Source organism: Arthrobacter sp. fls2-241-R2A-200 (assembly GCF_030209745.1).
GTDB lineage: Bacteria > Actinomycetota > Actinomycetes > Actinomycetales > Micrococcaceae > Arthrobacter.
Map to the genome: position 1 here is coordinate 86,948 of NZ_JARVRJ010000004.1, position 16,146 is coordinate 103,093.

At 66.6% G+C, this 16,146-nt stretch carries 13 protein-coding genes; 1 reads left to right on the forward strand and 12 read right to left on the reverse strand.

Features of this window, described 5'->3' with window-relative positions; translation table 11 throughout:
* Positions 1–162: 162 nt before the first annotated feature.
* The 12 genes from QRN42_RS04665 to QRN42_RS04720 form a co-directional block, all read right to left on the reverse strand.
* Complete coding sequence (locus QRN42_RS04665) at positions 163–1,239, reverse strand: HD domain-containing protein (RefSeq protein ID WP_284975273.1); 1,077 nt, start codon at positions 1,237–1,239, stop codon at positions 163–165.
* 98 nt (positions 1,240–1,337) lie between these two features.
* Positions 1,338–3,206, reverse strand: coding sequence for an SNF2-related protein (locus QRN42_RS04670; protein WP_133830759.1), 1,869 nt, complete (start codon positions 3,204–3,206; stop codon positions 1,338–1,340).
* 39 nt (positions 3,207–3,245) lie between these two features.
* A complete protein-coding gene (locus tag QRN42_RS04675) occupies positions 3,246–4,076 on the reverse strand; it encodes a hypothetical protein (protein WP_284975272.1) in 831 nt (276 codons plus the stop codon).
* Positions 4,073–4,492 (reverse strand): dATP/dGTP diphosphohydrolase domain-containing protein, encoded by a 420-nt coding sequence (locus tag QRN42_RS04680; protein WP_133830761.1) that lies wholly within the window; start codon positions 4,490–4,492, stop codon positions 4,073–4,075. The genes QRN42_RS04675 and QRN42_RS04680 overlap by 4 nt, the downstream gene beginning before the upstream one ends.
* Entirely contained in the window at positions 4,489–4,818 is a 330-nt protein-coding gene (locus QRN42_RS04685; RefSeq protein ID WP_133830762.1) for a VRR-NUC domain-containing protein, read from the reverse strand. Before QRN42_RS04685 ends, QRN42_RS04680 begins: the two co-directional genes overlap by 4 nt.
* Before the next feature lie 6 nt (positions 4,819–4,824).
* Positions 4,825–5,274, reverse strand: coding sequence for a hypothetical protein (locus tag QRN42_RS04690; RefSeq protein ID WP_133830763.1), 450 nt, complete (start codon positions 5,272–5,274; stop codon positions 4,825–4,827).
* A 163-nt stretch (positions 5,275–5,437) separates the two neighbouring features.
* The gene (locus QRN42_RS04695) at positions 5,438–8,662 is read right to left on the reverse strand and encodes a hypothetical protein (protein ID WP_284975271.1); all 3,225 of its coding nucleotides are present in this window, start codon (positions 8,660–8,662) and stop codon (positions 5,438–5,440) included.
* A gap of 242 nt (positions 8,663–8,904) precedes the next feature.
* Positions 8,905–9,141 carry a hypothetical protein gene (locus tag QRN42_RS04700; protein ID WP_133830765.1) on the reverse strand — a complete coding sequence of 79 codons (237 nt, stop codon included), beginning with the start codon at positions 9,139–9,141 and terminating at the stop codon, positions 8,905–8,907.
* A 7-nt stretch (positions 9,142–9,148) separates the two neighbouring features.
* Complete coding sequence (locus QRN42_RS04705) at positions 9,149–11,077, reverse strand: DNA primase family protein (protein ID WP_208294363.1); 1,929 nt, start codon at positions 11,075–11,077, stop codon at positions 9,149–9,151.
* A gap of 1,109 nt (positions 11,078–12,186) precedes the next feature.
* Positions 12,187–12,597 (reverse strand): hypothetical protein, encoded by a 411-nt coding sequence (locus QRN42_RS04710; protein WP_133830766.1) that lies wholly within the window; start codon positions 12,595–12,597, stop codon positions 12,187–12,189.
* 170 nt (positions 12,598–12,767) lie between these two features.
* A complete protein-coding gene (locus QRN42_RS04715) occupies positions 12,768–13,592 on the reverse strand; it encodes a CPBP family intramembrane glutamic endopeptidase (protein WP_284975270.1) in 825 nt (274 codons plus the stop codon).
* 19 nt (positions 13,593–13,611) lie between these two features.
* The gene (locus tag QRN42_RS04720; RefSeq protein ID WP_284975269.1) at positions 13,612–15,537 is read right to left on the reverse strand and encodes a DHH family phosphoesterase; all 1,926 of its coding nucleotides are present in this window, start codon (positions 15,535–15,537) and stop codon (positions 13,612–13,614) included.
* Between the two features lie 207 nt (positions 15,538–15,744).
* Between QRN42_RS04720 and QRN42_RS04725 the strand changes: the two genes are divergently transcribed.
* On the forward strand, positions 15,745–16,080 hold the full coding sequence (locus QRN42_RS04725) for a histone-like nucleoid-structuring protein Lsr2 (RefSeq protein ID WP_056387574.1): 336 nt from the start codon (positions 15,745–15,747) through the stop codon (positions 16,078–16,080).
* The last annotated feature ends 66 nt before the right edge of the window (positions 16,081–16,146 follow it).

Genomic DNA, 16,146 nt, shown 5'->3' on the forward strand with positions numbered 1-16,146 from the left:
GGGGACCGGGCCGGGACCCGACCCCCGACATCACTGCCCCGGCACCCGGGTCGGCCCTGCCGACCCCGACGCTGTGCCCTCCGGTGACCAGCACCCGCAGGGTGCCGGTCACCGGTCGGTCATGAACCAGCTGCGATGCGTTCCGTCCCGGTCATCCTGGTCTCAGCCATGGGGCTGTTCTCCTGCGTTTCCGGGTTGGGTCTGCCGACGTTCGGCGGCCCAGGGGAGGCGGGAGTCCTGGTCAGCGGAGCACCAGAGCCCGCCAAGCGAGGCGCTGCGGTGGGTGTGGGGCAGGTGGTCCTCCCGGTCTCCGCACAGCCCGACGGGCAGACCGGCCGGGTCTCCAGTCAGCTCGGCGAAGCGCAGGCGGTACTCGAGCTCGGCAGCATCCGGGCTCCAGGCCTGGATCTCGATCCCGAAGGGCTGACCTGGAACCTCCCAGTCCCCCGCCGGCTCGCCCAGCAGCGCCGCGCGCTCGTCGAGCAGGATCCGCGAGTCGGCGTGCTTCACCTCGGCGGGCATGGCGGGGTCGATACTGAACTTCTGGGCGATGGCGACCATGACGCCGTCCTCGACGGCCCAGTACTCCGGCATGTGAAGCTTCAGCGGGCGGACCATGTCGCCCACGTATGCCTCTGTCGCGTCGTGCAGCAACGCCCAGAGCGCATGCTCCGGGGCGACGAGTCGCGAGAGGAGTACGCAGTGCTCGGCGACGGACATGAACCGGCGGACGTGGCCGTTGTAGCGGCACTGCATGGACAGCGCGTGTGCGATGTCGGCGATGTCCACGTCCTCGGGCCGCGGGTCCAGCGGGTAGAACCGGCGACCCGTGTAGGTCTGCATCCAGTTGCCGCGCGGAACTACGGTCGTGGCGGGCCGGGCTCCGGCTGTGGCCATCCCTGCTCCGTGATGGCGAGTGACGCTCCTTGTCCCCCGGGCGGGGTCGAAGCTGGCCGGCAGCTCGCGGTCGAAGAGCTCCTCGAGCAGCGCGACGTCGGGGTCGACGGGTTCGTGCTCTGCGCTCTGGAGCCAGAGCACGCCGTAGCGTTCCCCGGTCTCGCGCAGCACGACGTCGTGCAGGCCGTCGTCGGTGTTGTCGATCGTGTAGTCCGTGTTCGGCCCGAGGGCCGGTGCGCGCAGCGGCTTCGTTCCGGGCCGCGCCTGCATGGCTTCCCTGGCCTCGGCGGTGAAGCGCACGCGCGCTCCGTCGGGCCAGGCCTGGTGCTTCGGGTCATTCATGGATCAGTCCTCCTCGGGCCGGGTGGCACTGGGGTCGGGGTGGTGCGCCGCGGAGCGCCGGCGTGTGGCTGGCGCTCCGCGGCGTCGGAATGGGTTGGTCAGACCCGTTCGGAGACCCACAGGTCGTTGAGGTCGTCCTGGATCTCCTCCTCGAGGGCGACGAGGATCGCCTCCTCGCCGGACACAGCCGAGATGAGGTCGTCCTGGACCTGCTGCTTCTCTGCCAGGACTCCGGGCATCCGCTCGTCCTGAGTGCCCTTGGTGATAATCCGGTGGATCACCACGGGCTTGGTCTGCCCCGTGCGGTAGAGACGGCCGTTGGTCTGCAGGTAGTGCTCGAGCGAGAACGGCAGCGTGTACCAGATCATCGTCGAGCCGCCGTCCTGCAGGTTCAGGCCGTGGCCGGCCGCCGCGGGGTGCAGCAGCATCACCTGGATCTGCTTGGCGTTCCACCGGCGGACCATCTCCCGCGAGCCGTCAAAGACCTGCGCGTCGATGCCCGCCTTCTTGAAGCGCGCCATCAGCTGCTCCAGGTCAGAGCGGAAGTGGTACGCGACCAGCACGGGGTCTCCCCCGCTGTTGCGCACCAGGTACTCGGCCATTTCGAGCTTCTTGTCGTGGATAACCTCGTACTGGCCCTTGGTCGCCGGGTCCTCCGGGTCGGCCGTGTAGAGCGTCCCCGAGGCGAACTGCATCAGTTTGCTGGTGAGGACCGCCTGGTTCTCGGCGACGATCGACTCAACGCTCTGGGTGAGCTTGCCGTCCTCGTCCTGGTAGGTCTTCACGACGTCGAGCACGAGGTCGCGCCTGAACTCCTTGTAGGCCTGCATGAGGTCCGGCGGGAGGGTGACGTTGGCGTCCTGGATCGTCAGGCCCGACAGGTTGAGGTTGGTGTTCTGCGCGCTCATCACCAGGTGCCTGATGGCCTCATGGATCTCGGCCTCGGCGTTCGGGGTCGGGATCCACTTCGCCGGGGTGGTGGTGCCAGGCACCATCTTCGGGATGAACCACCGGTTGCGGAACTCCGTGATGGTCGGGCCCAGGGCCTCGCCCTGGTCGAGCAGGTAGATCTGGCTCCACAGGTCGTGCAGCCCGTTCGGGCTCGGCGTGCCGGTCAGCTCGATGAGCCGCGTGATGGCCGGGCGGACCGCTTTCAAGGCCTTGAACCGGGCGCTGCTGTGGGACTTGAAGCCCTGCGACTCGTCGATGATTACCGTCTGAAACGGCCAGATGAGGGTGTCCTGTCCGTTGATGGACTGGATCGGCATCTGGTCGACCAGGCCGTAGCGGCACTGCGCGCAGCCGTCGCCGCCGCAGCTGCGACAGTCGTGGCTCTCGCGCTCCAGCGCACCGCGGGTGACGAGCTCGCTGATCGCCTCCTTGACAGCGGTCTTGGTGGGGGCTTTGGTTCCGGACTGCCCGGCAGCCAGCTGCAGGAAGTGTCCGATCAGCTGCTCCTGGGCCATTGGTCCGATCGTCTCGATGAGCCCGCGCAGCCGCACGGCCTCCGGTGAGATCCCGGCGGCGATGGCATCGCCGGTGGGCTCGCCGGTCAGCTGGAGCAGACGCGCACCCTGGGAGGGCTGGGTCAGCAACTCCTGGTTGACGAAGTACATCGTCGGCGGGTCGGAGAAGACTTCCCGAAAGCGTTCCAGGCGCTTCTCCTTGGGCAGCTTCCGGTCGTTCTCGTTGACGATGAGCGACTTGGTTCGGATCGGGAATCCCCATTTGTCGATCTCGTCGAGCCAGGTCGAGCGTGCGATCGCGATCGGTGCGACGACGAGGATGTGGCCCATCGGCCGGACTGTCTGCAGGACGCTGAGGGTCGAAAGCGTCTTCCCGGCTCCGACACCAAGCCAGGCTCCGGCGAAGGGGCGGCTGACGAGGAAGTCGTGGATCTGCTGCTGGTAGGGCTTGAGCACGATGGGCGCGGGTGACGGCTGCGGTGGTGCGATGGTCGTGGTCATGGTGTGCGGCCTCCTCTCGTGGGTTGTCGGTAGTCGGGATCAGGCATGGAATGCCTCGCGGATAAGGCCCATGCGGACCTCGGCGTCATCGGCCCGGCGTGTCTGGGCGGCGAGCTCTGCCTCCAGCCCGACGATCCTGCGCTGCAGGGCGGTGACACGCGGGTCTTCACCCAGTGCGGTGCGTACGCGCTCAAGCACCGCTTCGGCAGAGGCATCCCCGACGGCCGAATCGGGTATGCGTGTCGCAAGCGGCAGATCTTCCTTGGCCTCGGCGGTCATGTCGTCCTCTGCTTCCTGCCCGGGCTCGGGCGCGATCATCAGGTGTCCCCGGCGGCGGGTGGGCCGGGCCGTCGCGGGCCCCGGCTGGTCTTGTTCCGGTGCATCGGGCTGTGCGGGCGCGTCGACGGGCACGGCCTGGAAGGCCGGCTCCCCGGCCCCGTCGAACGAGACCTCGATGAGCTGGTCCGCAGGCAGGCCCTCGGGCTGGGCGTCGAACCAGCGGGAGAAGGCGGCTGGGTGCTCAACGAAGGCCACCGCGACGGTCATCTGCCGTTTCCCGCGTGGCCTGCGGTCTGCGGCGGATACTGCATGGTCGGCCCGGTGCCCGCCGAGCAGCCGTTTCATGTCGGCACGGGCGTTCTGCGCCGTGCGGTTGGGTGAGGTCATGTTGCGCGGCACCGAGACGGATCCGCCGGCGTTGTTGCGCAGAATGGCGTGGCCCCGGGACGAGACACGCCCAACGCAGCCGGCCCGCATCGCTTCGAGCACGAGCTCCGTGGCCTCGCGATCGAAGGTGCCCAGGTCGGCCCGGGTGAGCTGGCGGAAGGCCGAGGTTGCCTGGCCGTTGCCCTTGGTGACGCGGCCGCTCATCGGGCGGCCTCCGGGGTTCCGGCGTCACCGCGGGCGATCACCGTCCGGGTGCTTTCCGCGGCCAGGAGGTTGAACACCACGGCAGCCGCGTGGTCCTCATCGTCTTCGCGGCACATCCACTGCATGAAGTGGCGGAAGGCGCTGGCGCGGAACTCCTCCATCTCTGCGGCAGTGCTGGCCTGCTCCCAGTCGCGCGAGTCGTACTTGCGCGCTCCACGCTCCACGAGCGCGGCCGTCCTTGTGAGCAGCTGGTCCTGGTAGGGCACCTGAAGGGGTACGAGCAGGTCGAAGCGGGGCTGGCCTGTCTTCACCTCGCGCTGCATGCCGGAGGCGGTGACCCTGCGTGATCCCGAGTCTTTCGTTTCGTAGTCGCGGGCGGTTGTCTCCGGGCCCGCGGCCGTGGCTGTTGCGGTCATGATGCTGCTTTCTGCTGGCTCTCGATCCGGCGGTAACCGAGCACGTGGGTGATGAAGGCGTCGACGGCCTGCTCGTCATCCACGACGTGGATCTCGGCACCGAAACGGCGCATCTTGGCGTGCATGACGTGCTGGCGCTTCTCGAGGTCTCCGCCGGGTCGCTTGACCTCGACGAAGACCGTGCCGGTGGGCGTGAGGACGATTCGGTCGGGGACGCCCCCGCGGGCCGGGGACACAAACTTCAGGCAGAACAGACCGTGCCGGCGGCACTGCGTGAGCAGGTACTGCTCGACGGCCTTCTCCCGCTGGTTCTTCTTCCTCGGCATGGGGGCTCAGTCCTCGTCGGTCCCGGCAGCGTCGGAGGCGTCGCCGTCAAGGAAGTGCCCGAAGCCGACGATGTCCTCGTCGTCGATGTAGGCAGCGATGGCGTCCGGGTCGTAGACGAAGCTCGGGTCGTCAGGGTCGACCACGACCCAGCGCTTGGCCGCATTGCCGTAGTTGGAGAAGCCGTCGATGTCGGCGACGGTCACCAGGCCCTGGTGGGCGAGCTCCTTGAGCCGGGTGCGGATGCCGGAGTCCGAGGAGCGCGGCACCTCGCCGAGGCTGGTGACGACGCGGTCGTGGTAAGCGGCGATGAGCTCGTCGTGGGTGAGCGGGCCCTTCTCGCGGACGATGTCGAGCACGATGGGACGGACGCGGGATGCGCCGAGCGCGGCCTTCACGGCGGCGGCGTAGGAGGTCTCCGGGTCAGTGGAGCGGACAGGGAGTGTTGACTGGGACATGATGGCCTCTCGTGGTCGTGTCGCGTCGAGTCCGAATTGCCTTTCTTACTCAATTATGACTCGAAGTGAATGATCTGTGCGGAACCATTCGCAATGGTGCGCAGAGTTGAACAAGGGGGCCGCGGCGTGCGCGGCCCCCTTGTGCGGGTTGTGGTGGATCGGCTCAGACGGCCTCGTTCATCCAGTTCTTGGTGAACGTCTCCTCGAGCATCCGGACGTAGGTGTCCAGGTCCAGCGAGGCGATGAGCCGCTCGATCCGGTCGGCCGGCAGCTGGTGCAGGTCGTCGTTGACGACGACCATCGACCAGGTTGGGTCGATGGCGTTAATACGCCGCACCACGACGTCCTGGTCGTCTGGGAGCACGGCGAGCCCGTCCGACATGCTGGCCTCGGCGCGGGAGCGGGCCCAGCCGTGATGGCGCAGCACCTCCAGCGCGACCGGGTCGCGCTTGGTCCGGCCGATGTCCTCCTCGCGGCGCTTGGCCTGGCTGGCCGCGGTGACCTTCCAGGCACCGGCGTTGAGCAGGCTCCGGGCGTTCTCGGTGCCCTCGCGGACGATGAACACCCGGTTGACCATCTGCAGCACCTGTGGGTCGCGGACGTTGGTCACGTGACCCTGCTCGCTGAACTTCACACCCACGGCGGGGTCGATGGGCGCAGCCGAGAAGGGGTAGGTGATCGAGCCGCGGGAGGCCGCGATGACGTTCTGGAACAACAGGAGCGACCGGATCGGGTCGTCCTCCAGGACCGCCTCCTCGATCACCTTCCGGCCCAGCATCAGGTCGAAGGGCTCCGCGATCGCCGACTCCCCCCTGCTCGCCACCGTCTGCAGGTAGCGGGCCAGGGCGAAGTCGATCACGGCCGGGTGGGCCAGCGACTTCGTCGGAGTCGGGCCCGCGTGGCAGGCCAGCGTGCCGCCACCGGCGGCGATGATCGGACTGTCTGCCACGGACCGCCCCGGTTCCGGGGCCTCCAGCTCCAGGCGGTTGTTCGAGTCCTTGCTGATGAGGAACATCAGCTCAGGTTCGATGTCGACGCCGATGGCCTCCTGCTGCTCGGCGAGCACCCGGTTGTTGGTCGCTTCGTCGAATCCGTTCTCGCCGCCGACGACCGAGTAGAGGCCGTCGGTGTTGGTGGAGATGATCCGCGCCCCGGCCAGCGTCTGGGCCTGTCCGATCCGCCAGCTGAACAGCTGGCCAAGGATGCGCATCGAGATGATGCGGTTGTTCATCCGGATCGGCGTCCGGTGACTTGCGTCGCCTGCGCCCGAGGCCGAGTTGAGGATCAGCTTCGTGCCGTTGCGCAGCACGCCGAGCCCGGCGATCTGAGCCTTCATCCGCGCAGCTTCAGGGCTGTCGCCCGGAAGCTGCGCCAGCTGCTTCTTCAGCCCCTTGATCTCCTTGCCGTAGCGCTCTTTGTCGAAGAAGATCTTCGCGTAGCGGTCCTCACCCAGCTCGGGGTTCCAGAACGCCCGCATGTTGCGCAGCAGGTTCGGGTAGTAGCTGGTGAAGTCCTCGTGGATCACCAGGCCAGCCGAGGTACGTGCGAACTTCGGGTGCAACTTGTCGGAGCCGTCTTCCTTGGCGATGAACAGCTCCGGCTTCTTCTTGGCCGGCTCATCGCGGTAGGCGGCATTGGTGGCCGTGCTGTTGGCGAGTACCACCTTGCCTTCCAGGACACCGCCGTCGGGCAGGACGACGTTCAGCGCCTCCGCCTCGGGCCGCTGGGTGGTCAACAGGTCCGCCGGGTCAGGCACCTGGGCCTGGGCGCGGGCGAGCTGCCCGGCCTGGTCAGGGTCGTCCTTCTTCGGCTTGCGGTACTTGACCTTCTCCGGGTCCGAACCCAGCAGGACCAGCCGCTTGTCGACGAAGGTGCCGTCGGGCAGGCGGAGCATGGCGTGCTGACGCTTGGCCTCGGCCACGAAGTCCTTTGCGTCCGGGAAGGCCTGCGCTGCCCGGATGAGCATCATGGTCTGATCGTTGTGCTCGACCTTCTCGGCGTTGAACACCGACAGGTCGGCTTCGGCCCCATGGATGCCGCCGGTGGAGAACGTGGCGAAGCAGGACGACGGCGAGGCGTCCGCCCGGAAATACGGCACGTTGTTCGGGGTCTTGGGCACATCGCGCAGAGACCGGGCCGGAAGGCTGAACTTGTCGCGGTACTCCTCGGAGTCGTTGAAGTTCTGCCCCTCGATCGAGCGGTAGTACGCCACGACTTGCAGGAACTGCCGGTGGGCCTCGCGCTGGGCTGCAGTCACTTCGGAGTGGGTGGCCGGGTCGGGCGCGACGTTCTCCTCGAAGAAGCGCACACACTCGTCGAGCACGTTGACCGGCTCGATCCCGCGTTCTTTAGCGACCTCGGGGTGCGGATATACGAAGGACACCGCCTCGATGTCATCCAGTGAGGCGTAGGGTGCGAGGATGCGGCCCACGAACTTTGCCGATGAGGAGTCGACTGCCAGCCGGTCCTTGCGCACCGCACCGTTATTGGTGAACACCGTTTCGGTGAACTGGGCGAGCAGAGCGGCCTTGAGATCGAAGTTGCTCGCGTACGCCGGGTGCCGGAACAGCTGGGCCAGACCAAGGCAGTCCGAGACGTTGTAGGCCAGCAGCTCATAGAGATCCTCTACCGCCTCGATGCTCGTGTCATGGCTGAGCTTCTCGGATTCCTTGATCTGGCGGCCGAGCATCCCGAGCAGGCGCTTGAGGCTGACCTTGGACTGCAGTTCGTTCAGCCGGGCCACGTCCAGGTGCCGGCCCGAGTGAAGCATGGCGCGGCGGATCTTCGCAGCCGCCCCGTCCCAGCCGAGGTAGCCAGGCATGTACTCGATGTGCTGGGACGAGAAGAGCTGGTCGTTGTGGTCGCGCAGAGTACGGGCCGTGGTCGGCTGAAACGGCCGACCGCTGCCCGGGGCCGGAAACGCCTCGTTGAGGTAGAGCGCGACCATAGTCGTGTCATAGTTCATTGAGTTGTAGCCAGCAAGGAACGGATGCACTGCCGGGTCGTACTCGGGGTCTGTGTCGCAGACCGGACGCAGCGCCGCGGGGTACCCGCCTGGGTCGGAGTGGTTGCACACCTGGTCGGCGTTCGAGAGGCCCATCAGTTCGGCGAGCCGGAGGCTGCCCCGTTCGCCGCCGAGGTTCCAAAGCTGGACGCTGACCGCGGGCAGCCCCGGGTTGGAGCGGATCACGGTGTCGTAGAGGGCTTGGGGGTCGACGGAGGCGACCAGCGCCGGGTCGTCGGCCAGGAAGAAGATCTCCAGGTCGTGGACGGCGCGGCCCGGCCGCGGGGTGTAGGCGCACAGCGTGAAGACGTTCGACAGCGATTCGATGTCGTAGAACGTGAAGAGCGCGGTCTCAGCTGTGACGGGGGTGCGCTGGGTGGTCATGGGTCTGGCCTTTCGGTCGTCACCGGCCGTCACGGCCGGGGTATGCAGTTATCTGGTCGGGGTGCCGGCTGCTGCCGCGGATGGCCTTAGGCGGCGCTTCTTCCTTGTGACGGGCGCGGGGACCGGCCGGGCACCGCGGACCCATCGACCTCCCACCAGGGAGTAGCCGAAGTGCTCACGCTGGCCGATGCAGTCGGCGCATTCCTTTCCGGGTGAGACTCCCTCTCCTGCACATCCGTCCTTCAGTCGATCGGGTTGTGTGGAGAGCGGCGGCGCGGGGCGTCCATCCGACTGGAGGCCTCAGCCACGAGCCGCCGCTTCTCCTCCGGGTCGGCACTGATCTGCGAGCGGACGATCAGGTTGGTGATCCGCTGTTCGCGGGCGACATCGGCCAGCGCGGTGCTCGCCCTGCCTTGTTGCTTGGCGAGGTCGGTCACCGCCCGGGCGAGCTCGGTGATGGCCCTGGCGATTGTGCGCATGGTCGGATCAGTCCTCTCCTGTGGTGTCCTCGTCGTCGGCGTCCACCTGGGCGGCGGGACCGGTGTGCCGGAGCAGGCCGCGGTAGTTGGCCTGAAGGACCGGCTGCGACTTCTTTTTCGGGTCCGAGCCGCTGTAGTGCGGGTTCATCCACTTCTTCAGCTCGTACTCGGCGATGGTCGTCTCGGGGGTGGCCATCATCTGGCCGGGGCGGATCTTCTTGTTCTTGTCCGGGCAGTGCCACAGCGGGTCAGGCCGCACGATCGCAACCAGGTCCGTGATGAACTGCTTGTTGCTCACCGGCGACCCCGAGGGCGAGACGTCTGCGAACCAGGCCTTGTAGAGGTCATAGGTGAAGGTGAAAGGCACCAGGTCCCACACCAGCCGCTCGCGGAACTCTTCCCAGAAGGCGCGCACGGGGTCGTTGGCCTCCTTGTACTCGGCCAGGACGTCCTTGGTCGCCACCGGCTCGGAGAGCTGGTAGTAGTTGCCCGGGTCGGCTGCGCCGGCGCGGTTGAGCACGTACCAGAGGGCGTACTCCAGGACCTCGCGGCGCTGGAGGTAATCGTCCTTGATGTACTTGCGCTCCATGCCGGTGAAGCTCTTGTTGAACGGTACGAACAGCTGCCGGCGGTAGAAGCTTTCGGACTTGTCCTTCACGCGCGGGAACTCGTTGAGGCACTGGACCATGAAGCCGAAGAACTGGTAGGCGATCGGCATCCGGTACTTCCGGTTGATCTGGATGACGTCGTTGGTGACGATCGCCTTCAGGTTGGCCGCTTTGTCGATGAAGGTGCCCACGTCGTTCTCGTCGACGATGATCGCGTTGGCGCGCACGAGCGGCTCGAGCGCGAAGTCCTTGCCGAAGTCGCTCAGCGGGATCGAGGTGTGCGAGCGTGGCCCGCACAGGTTGCGCATGAGCGAGCACAGCGTGCCCTTGCCGTTGTTGCCCTGTTCTGAATAGAACCAGGCAGTCTTGCCCCAGCTGACGTGCGGCCGGATGATCGCGCCGATGACCTCCCAGAGCAGCTCGGGGATACCCTCCTCGTCGGAGAGCTCGTGGATCCAGGACTCGATGTCCCAGACCGAGCCGTCGACAGGGTGGACGATCACCGGGTTGTCCGGGTCTTCGACGTAGTCGATGTGGCACTTGGCCAGGAACACCAGTGCCGGGTCGAAGGGTACGAGCGACTTGGGTTCGAAGTGGAAGGCCTTGCCGCCCTCATGGATGTCCCGGGCCTCGCGGCCGTAGTGGAACACGCCGTTGTTCACGGCGATGAGGTCTCTGTGGCTGCACTGGTGCCGGCGCGGGCTGTCCTCGCGGAGTACTGCCAGGACCTCGGCGAACTCCTTGAGTGTCAGCTGCGTGTTGTAACGGCGTGCCGTGGTGCGGATGTCGTCCTCGCTGGTGGTGTACGTGCCGCGGCCCGGGCCGGTGGCCTGGTACATCGCCAGCAGGTCGTACTCGCGGTCAGTGTCCTTGGCGCTGGGGGCGATGCGGATCACGTGGTGCAGGCTCAACAGGATTTGCGCCACTTGCCAGTAGGTCAGGTGCCGGGCCAGGGGCAGCTTCTCGGCAGCCACCTTGGTCTTGCTGTTCTCGGCCTTGGAGACGCCGTTCACGATCGCGAGCAGCTGCTTCTCGAGCAGGCGCGGTGCCGGCGGGTCCGACGGGTCGATCAGCTGGAGGTAGACCTCGGTCGCGCGCGTGACTATTTCGTTTTGCGGGGCGATGTCGCCGCCGTCGGCGAAGTACGTCATGACCTCGGTGAAGGCGTCGGCGACAGGGTTGGTCGAGGGGGTGTCGAAGTCCTCGTCGAAGACGGGCGTTGGGTCGTCAGGAGTCGTCATGCTGCTGTCTTTCTCGATCGCGTCGAGTACCTGCCGGCAGTGAGTGGGAAGCCGATTGGTCTCGTAATCGAATAGGAACGTGCTCACGACTCTATGCCATCCGAATGGTCTTTCGCAACGAGTCGACTGATAGCCGACTCATGGTCCGGCAGAGGTCCCGGGTGGGGCTCGGAGGGGTCGCGCGCGAGACCCGGAGGCCACGACGACACGACGAGAGCGTGCGGTCTGGAATGAGAAACAGCGGCTCCGGGGGCGTATGCCCCACGGAGCCGCTGGCTTCTCGTGCTCGAGCACTCCCCCGCGGGCGGCGTGAGCCGCCCGACCCCCTGGTCGGGGTTCGGGGAGTTCTTCCGACCGGCCGGCCGGGAACCTCCAGAGCTGGGATCCGGCTGCAGCAGCGAGCCGGTATACCCCCTATGGGTATCGGAAGGTGTACCACTTGACGTGGTACACCTGTTTCCCCTGGTCAGTCGGGGATTTCAGGACTTCTCCAAACGGGGTGTACCACATGGAGATTTGCACGTGGTACAGGCGTTTGCCCTGGTGAGACGGGCTTTATATACCCCCTGTACCACTTGTACCACTAAATAAAGACTAGATATACGCGCATGGGGATAAGAGCTCTTACTGGCTGGATGACCGATCGGAGGCGTCCTTCGCGCACATATGTAAACGCTCGGAATCTGGTGGTACTCGTGGTACACCTGCCGAAAACGCTGATCTACCAAGGCAAAACGGCGTACCACGTCCGCTCGGGCACGTGGTACAGACTCCCTCGGCCGCGGTCGCCTGACCCGCCGTTTGAGCAGGCCAGCACTGGGATCGGGAGGTGTACCACGACACGTGGTACACCTCGGCGCTGCGTCCTCCCGTGCAGCGGAGCATCAGGCCCTGACGGCCCTGACGGGAGCGACCGCGATGGGTCCGGCGTCCTGGTCGACCGGGCTTCCGAGTGATTCCGAGTGATTCCGAGACAGACCTTCGAATGGCCGCCGGAATGGGATGCCAACTGCATTGCACATGATGAATCGACACTGATAGAGTGGGCATTGGTGTTAGGGCCAGGAACCGTCACCAGGCGTTGTTGTCACAGGAACGTGAAAACAGAAAGGCCGGAGAAGCATCCCCGTGGGAAGGGAGCTCTCCGGCCTTTCTGCGCGCTCACGCTGGTGCGAGGCCCAGGGTGCGCCGGCCGCCTAGAAGGCGGCCGCGCTGCGGCCTCGCCGGTATCCCGCATTGGGGGACTCGGGTATGTGGGCACGGACCCGGTGGCCGTCCTCGACGGCGTACAGGATCTCGTAGGTGATGGAGACGTTGCGGTTGCAGGGCATCACACCCTGCCTCCGGCGCATCTCGAGCTTGCGGAAGCCAGCGACGGACTCGGCGCGTTCGAAGAAGCGGGCGAGCATCTCGCGGGCGCGTTCGCGCGCCTGCTCCGCCGTGCCGCCGCTGGTGCTCATGGTGAAGAAGTGCATGGACCCTCGATCGAAGGTCGGCCTCTCACCGGTGTCTAAGTCGCTGGCGAACCGCGCGCGGCGCACTTCGCTGCCGCTGGGGCGCACGAGCCGGCCTTGCGCGTCATACGCGCACTTGTTGACGACGGCCATGGTGGATCCACCTCCTCTCAGGTCTGGCTGACGAAAATCCTTCAGCCAATCCCCCGGTGACCGGATCACCCCGGTCACCCGAGAGCAGGCCCTCCGGAGCGACCGTCGGCCCACGGCCGAAAGGTCGCCCGGAGGGCACCAGCGTCAGTCCTGCACGTTGAGCCCGGCCGCTATGCGGCCTGTGGCTCGCTTTCCCTGCATTCTTCCCCGCCGGCCTCCCTGTCGTCTTGTGCAGGCCCGCACGCGGGTGCCGCCATGCGGTACACCGCCAGGGCGCACGCGAGGAACGCCGCGGTCATCAGCAGCGCTGAGACGGGGTTCGCCAGTGCGCCCAGCAGCTGGGCGGGGACAAGGACGGCCGCGAGGTTGAAGGCCAGGTGGAGCAGCACGCACGGCCACAGGACGCGGGTGCGTTCGTAGACCAGCGCCAGCAGCACCGCCAGGGGCAGCGTGGCAGCAAACTGGACGACGTTGGCGTGCAGCAGGCTGAAGCCCGCGGCGGTGACGAGCACCGCCGCGACGATGCCGACCCTGCGCCGCAGCAGCGGGTAGAGCAGGCCGCGGAAAAGCATCTCCTCGGCCACCGGCGCTGCCACCAGTGCGAGCAGGAGGGCCACGACGGGACCGGCGTCTGTCTTGGCTCGGGTCGATTCATCGAATCCCGCCGAGCCGCTAAGGGTATAGAGCCACAAGGCCAGGGACTGGCCGGCGAAGAACGCCAGAGCCAGGCACCCAAGCACCGTTCGGGTAAAGCGCGGTGTTCCGGACATCGGTCGGACCGTTGGCGCGTTGGCGAACCACCGGGGCCGGAAGAGCCTGGCAGCGCTGACGAGCAGCGCCACCAGGCCTCCGAGCACCGCCGTACCCAGGACGGGCTCGCCGACCTCGGAAACTACGGCAAGGCCAAGTCCCAGGTAGGCGGCGAGCACGCCGAGGGGCACGAGGACACACCACGCGATGGAGACGAGCCGGGACTTGATGGGTGGAGCGGGCATCCCCGCCTCCTTTCCGTGGTCAGACAGACGCAGGGATCTGCTCTTCGATGACGGCCTGGACGCGGGTCTCGCCGCGGAAGGTGTTCAGCTGCAGCTTCGCGATGAAACGCAGCGTTCCGACCTCGGTGCGGCTGGCCGACCGCGTCAGAGCCGAAATCTCCGGCTCCTTCTCCTCGGCGACGTTCCACCACAGGCAGGACAGCCCGGACCTGGTGACCAGCCGCAGGTGCTTCTTGCACAGGCGGCACACGCGGTAGCCGCGGGCGTTGGTCATCAGGTTGGCGTCGGTGCGCTCATGGCCGCAGTCAGTATCGGAACCGATCCGGTCCACCCGCAGCCCGAGTGGCTCGACAGCGATTTCGACCACCGGCTCGACGAAGCCGTGGCCGAAGGGCCGCAGCGCTTCCACACGCCGGACGAAGCCGACCAGAGGCTCCAGGTCGTCCAGGCCAGCATCGCAGTCCCGGTCCGGGCCCAGGACCAGGTCGGCACGGCGCTCATCCTGGACGACAGCCAGCAGGGCAACCTGCGTGGCCTCCCGCAATGCTTCGACCAGACCGTCGAGCAGTTCCGCCCGGTCGACCTTGACGCCGCAGGCCTGCTGGTGGCCGATGGCGCGCATGCCGTCCTGGTGCTCGAGTGTGTCGATGATGCCGAACCACGACGGTGCCCGGCCGGAGCCCCCGACGTAGTCATCCGGCCCGGCGGGACGGTTGAGCACGACGACCGGGTGGCCGTGGCGCTCCATCAGCCGGTTGGCGAGCAGACCGTACATGCCCGGGTAGGCCTCGGAGAAGTAGACCCAAGGGGCCAGCGGCTGATCACCCTCCTCGAGCTCCTGGGTGTGGACCTCGACAAGCTCCTTGCGGCTCTCGTTGGTCGCGATGACCTGGTGTGCCGCCTCGAGCATCAAGTCCTGGTCAGGCGCGGTGAACACGCCGAAGCACGGTGCGAGCGGGTCGCCCGTGCGGCGCGGGGAGTTCATCGCCGGCGCGAGGTAGAACCCGTAGAAGCCCTCGTCGATGCTGTCGATGTCGCGGACCTTGCCTGCCTGGCCGAAGGCCTTCAGCAGGACCGCGAAGCCCTCGAAGGCCCGGACGAAGGCCGGGTGGTGCGGGTCGACGCGCAGCAGCTGCATCAGCGTCGACCGCCCGACGTCGATCGCCTCGGGGTCCGGGTCGAAGCCCCAGGGGGTCGGGACCGTGCGCGGCGCGGGCGCGTACAGCAGCCGTGCGATGGACAGCGAGTCGCGCACCAGCTGCCGGTTCTCGTACAGCACGGGCATGACGTCGGAGACGGTGCCCAGGCCGGCGAACAGGCGCAGCAGGCGGATCTCCCAGAGCTTCTCCGGCCGGTGGACGCGGGCATAGGCCTCCAACACCTGGTAGAGCACGTGCGCGCCGCAGATGCCGGTGTTGGCGTAGGTCTCGTCCATCCGACAGGGGTCGACGGTGACGTCGGCGCTCGAACCGGGTTCGAGCTCCTCGTGGTGGTCGGTGACCAGGGTCTTCCATCCCAGAGCCCGGGCGGCGGCGATCCCGCGGTGGGAGTTCACTCCCCCGTCGCAGGTCAGCAGGACCTTGGTGTCCGGCCACGTCGCTGCGATCTCTGCGATGTCCTCGGGCGTGAGGTCGTGGCCGCGGCGGTAGTCGGGCACGTGCAGCTCGACGTCGAAGCCGAGCTCTGACAGTCCGGCGTAGCCGAGCACACCGGAGGAGATCCCGTCCATGTCGAAGTCAGGGGCGATGGTGACCTTGTGGCCGGCGGCCCGGGCGTCTTCCAGGGCCTCGACCATCTCGGCCAGGCCCAGGAGCTCGTCGTGTTCAGCTGATTCGATCTCGCGGAGGTACTCGTCGGTCCAGCCGCGGCGCTGGCACATCAGGGCGAACAGGTCGACGCCGTCGTCCGTCAGTGGATGGTCGTCGACGGTCTGGAGAATGGTCATGGCGGGGGGCCTCTCGATCGTGTCGAATGGTCGGTTTACAGGGGTGGGGAAAGGCACCCGCTGGCAGTGTGATTTTAGCAGTGTGTCAGGTGGATTATGCTGGAATAGCAGCGTTTTCGGCCTATGATGAAGGCATTCGAAAGATCTGTCGTTCTGGCGTGCCCAAAGACTTCTCTAAGGTGGTTCGGATCGTCTACCATTCAAGACATGGCTATTCGAAATATTGTGGAGTCGGACATCAGTGGCAAGCCGGATGCTGCCACAGTCACCTTCGGACTGGGCGACACCTGGTTCGAGATAGACCTGACCGACGAAGAGCGCAAAGAGCTTGAGAAGAATCTCAAGGAATACATCAGTAAGGGTCGAAAGGCCACTAAGAAGGGCGAGAAGAAGCGACTCGTGCCCGAGACGACGCCCGAGGAACGCGAGGAGATCCGTAAGTGGGCGCGCGAGAACGGTCATGAAGTGCCCGAGTTCGGTCGCATTCCGAAAGCTGTCATGAAGGCCCACGATGAGGCACACGGCATCGAGCGGACTCTCTAGCCCACCCTTTCCGCAGTCTTTCGGGCCATACCGGAGAGATTTCCGGCCACCTATTCGAATCAAGGA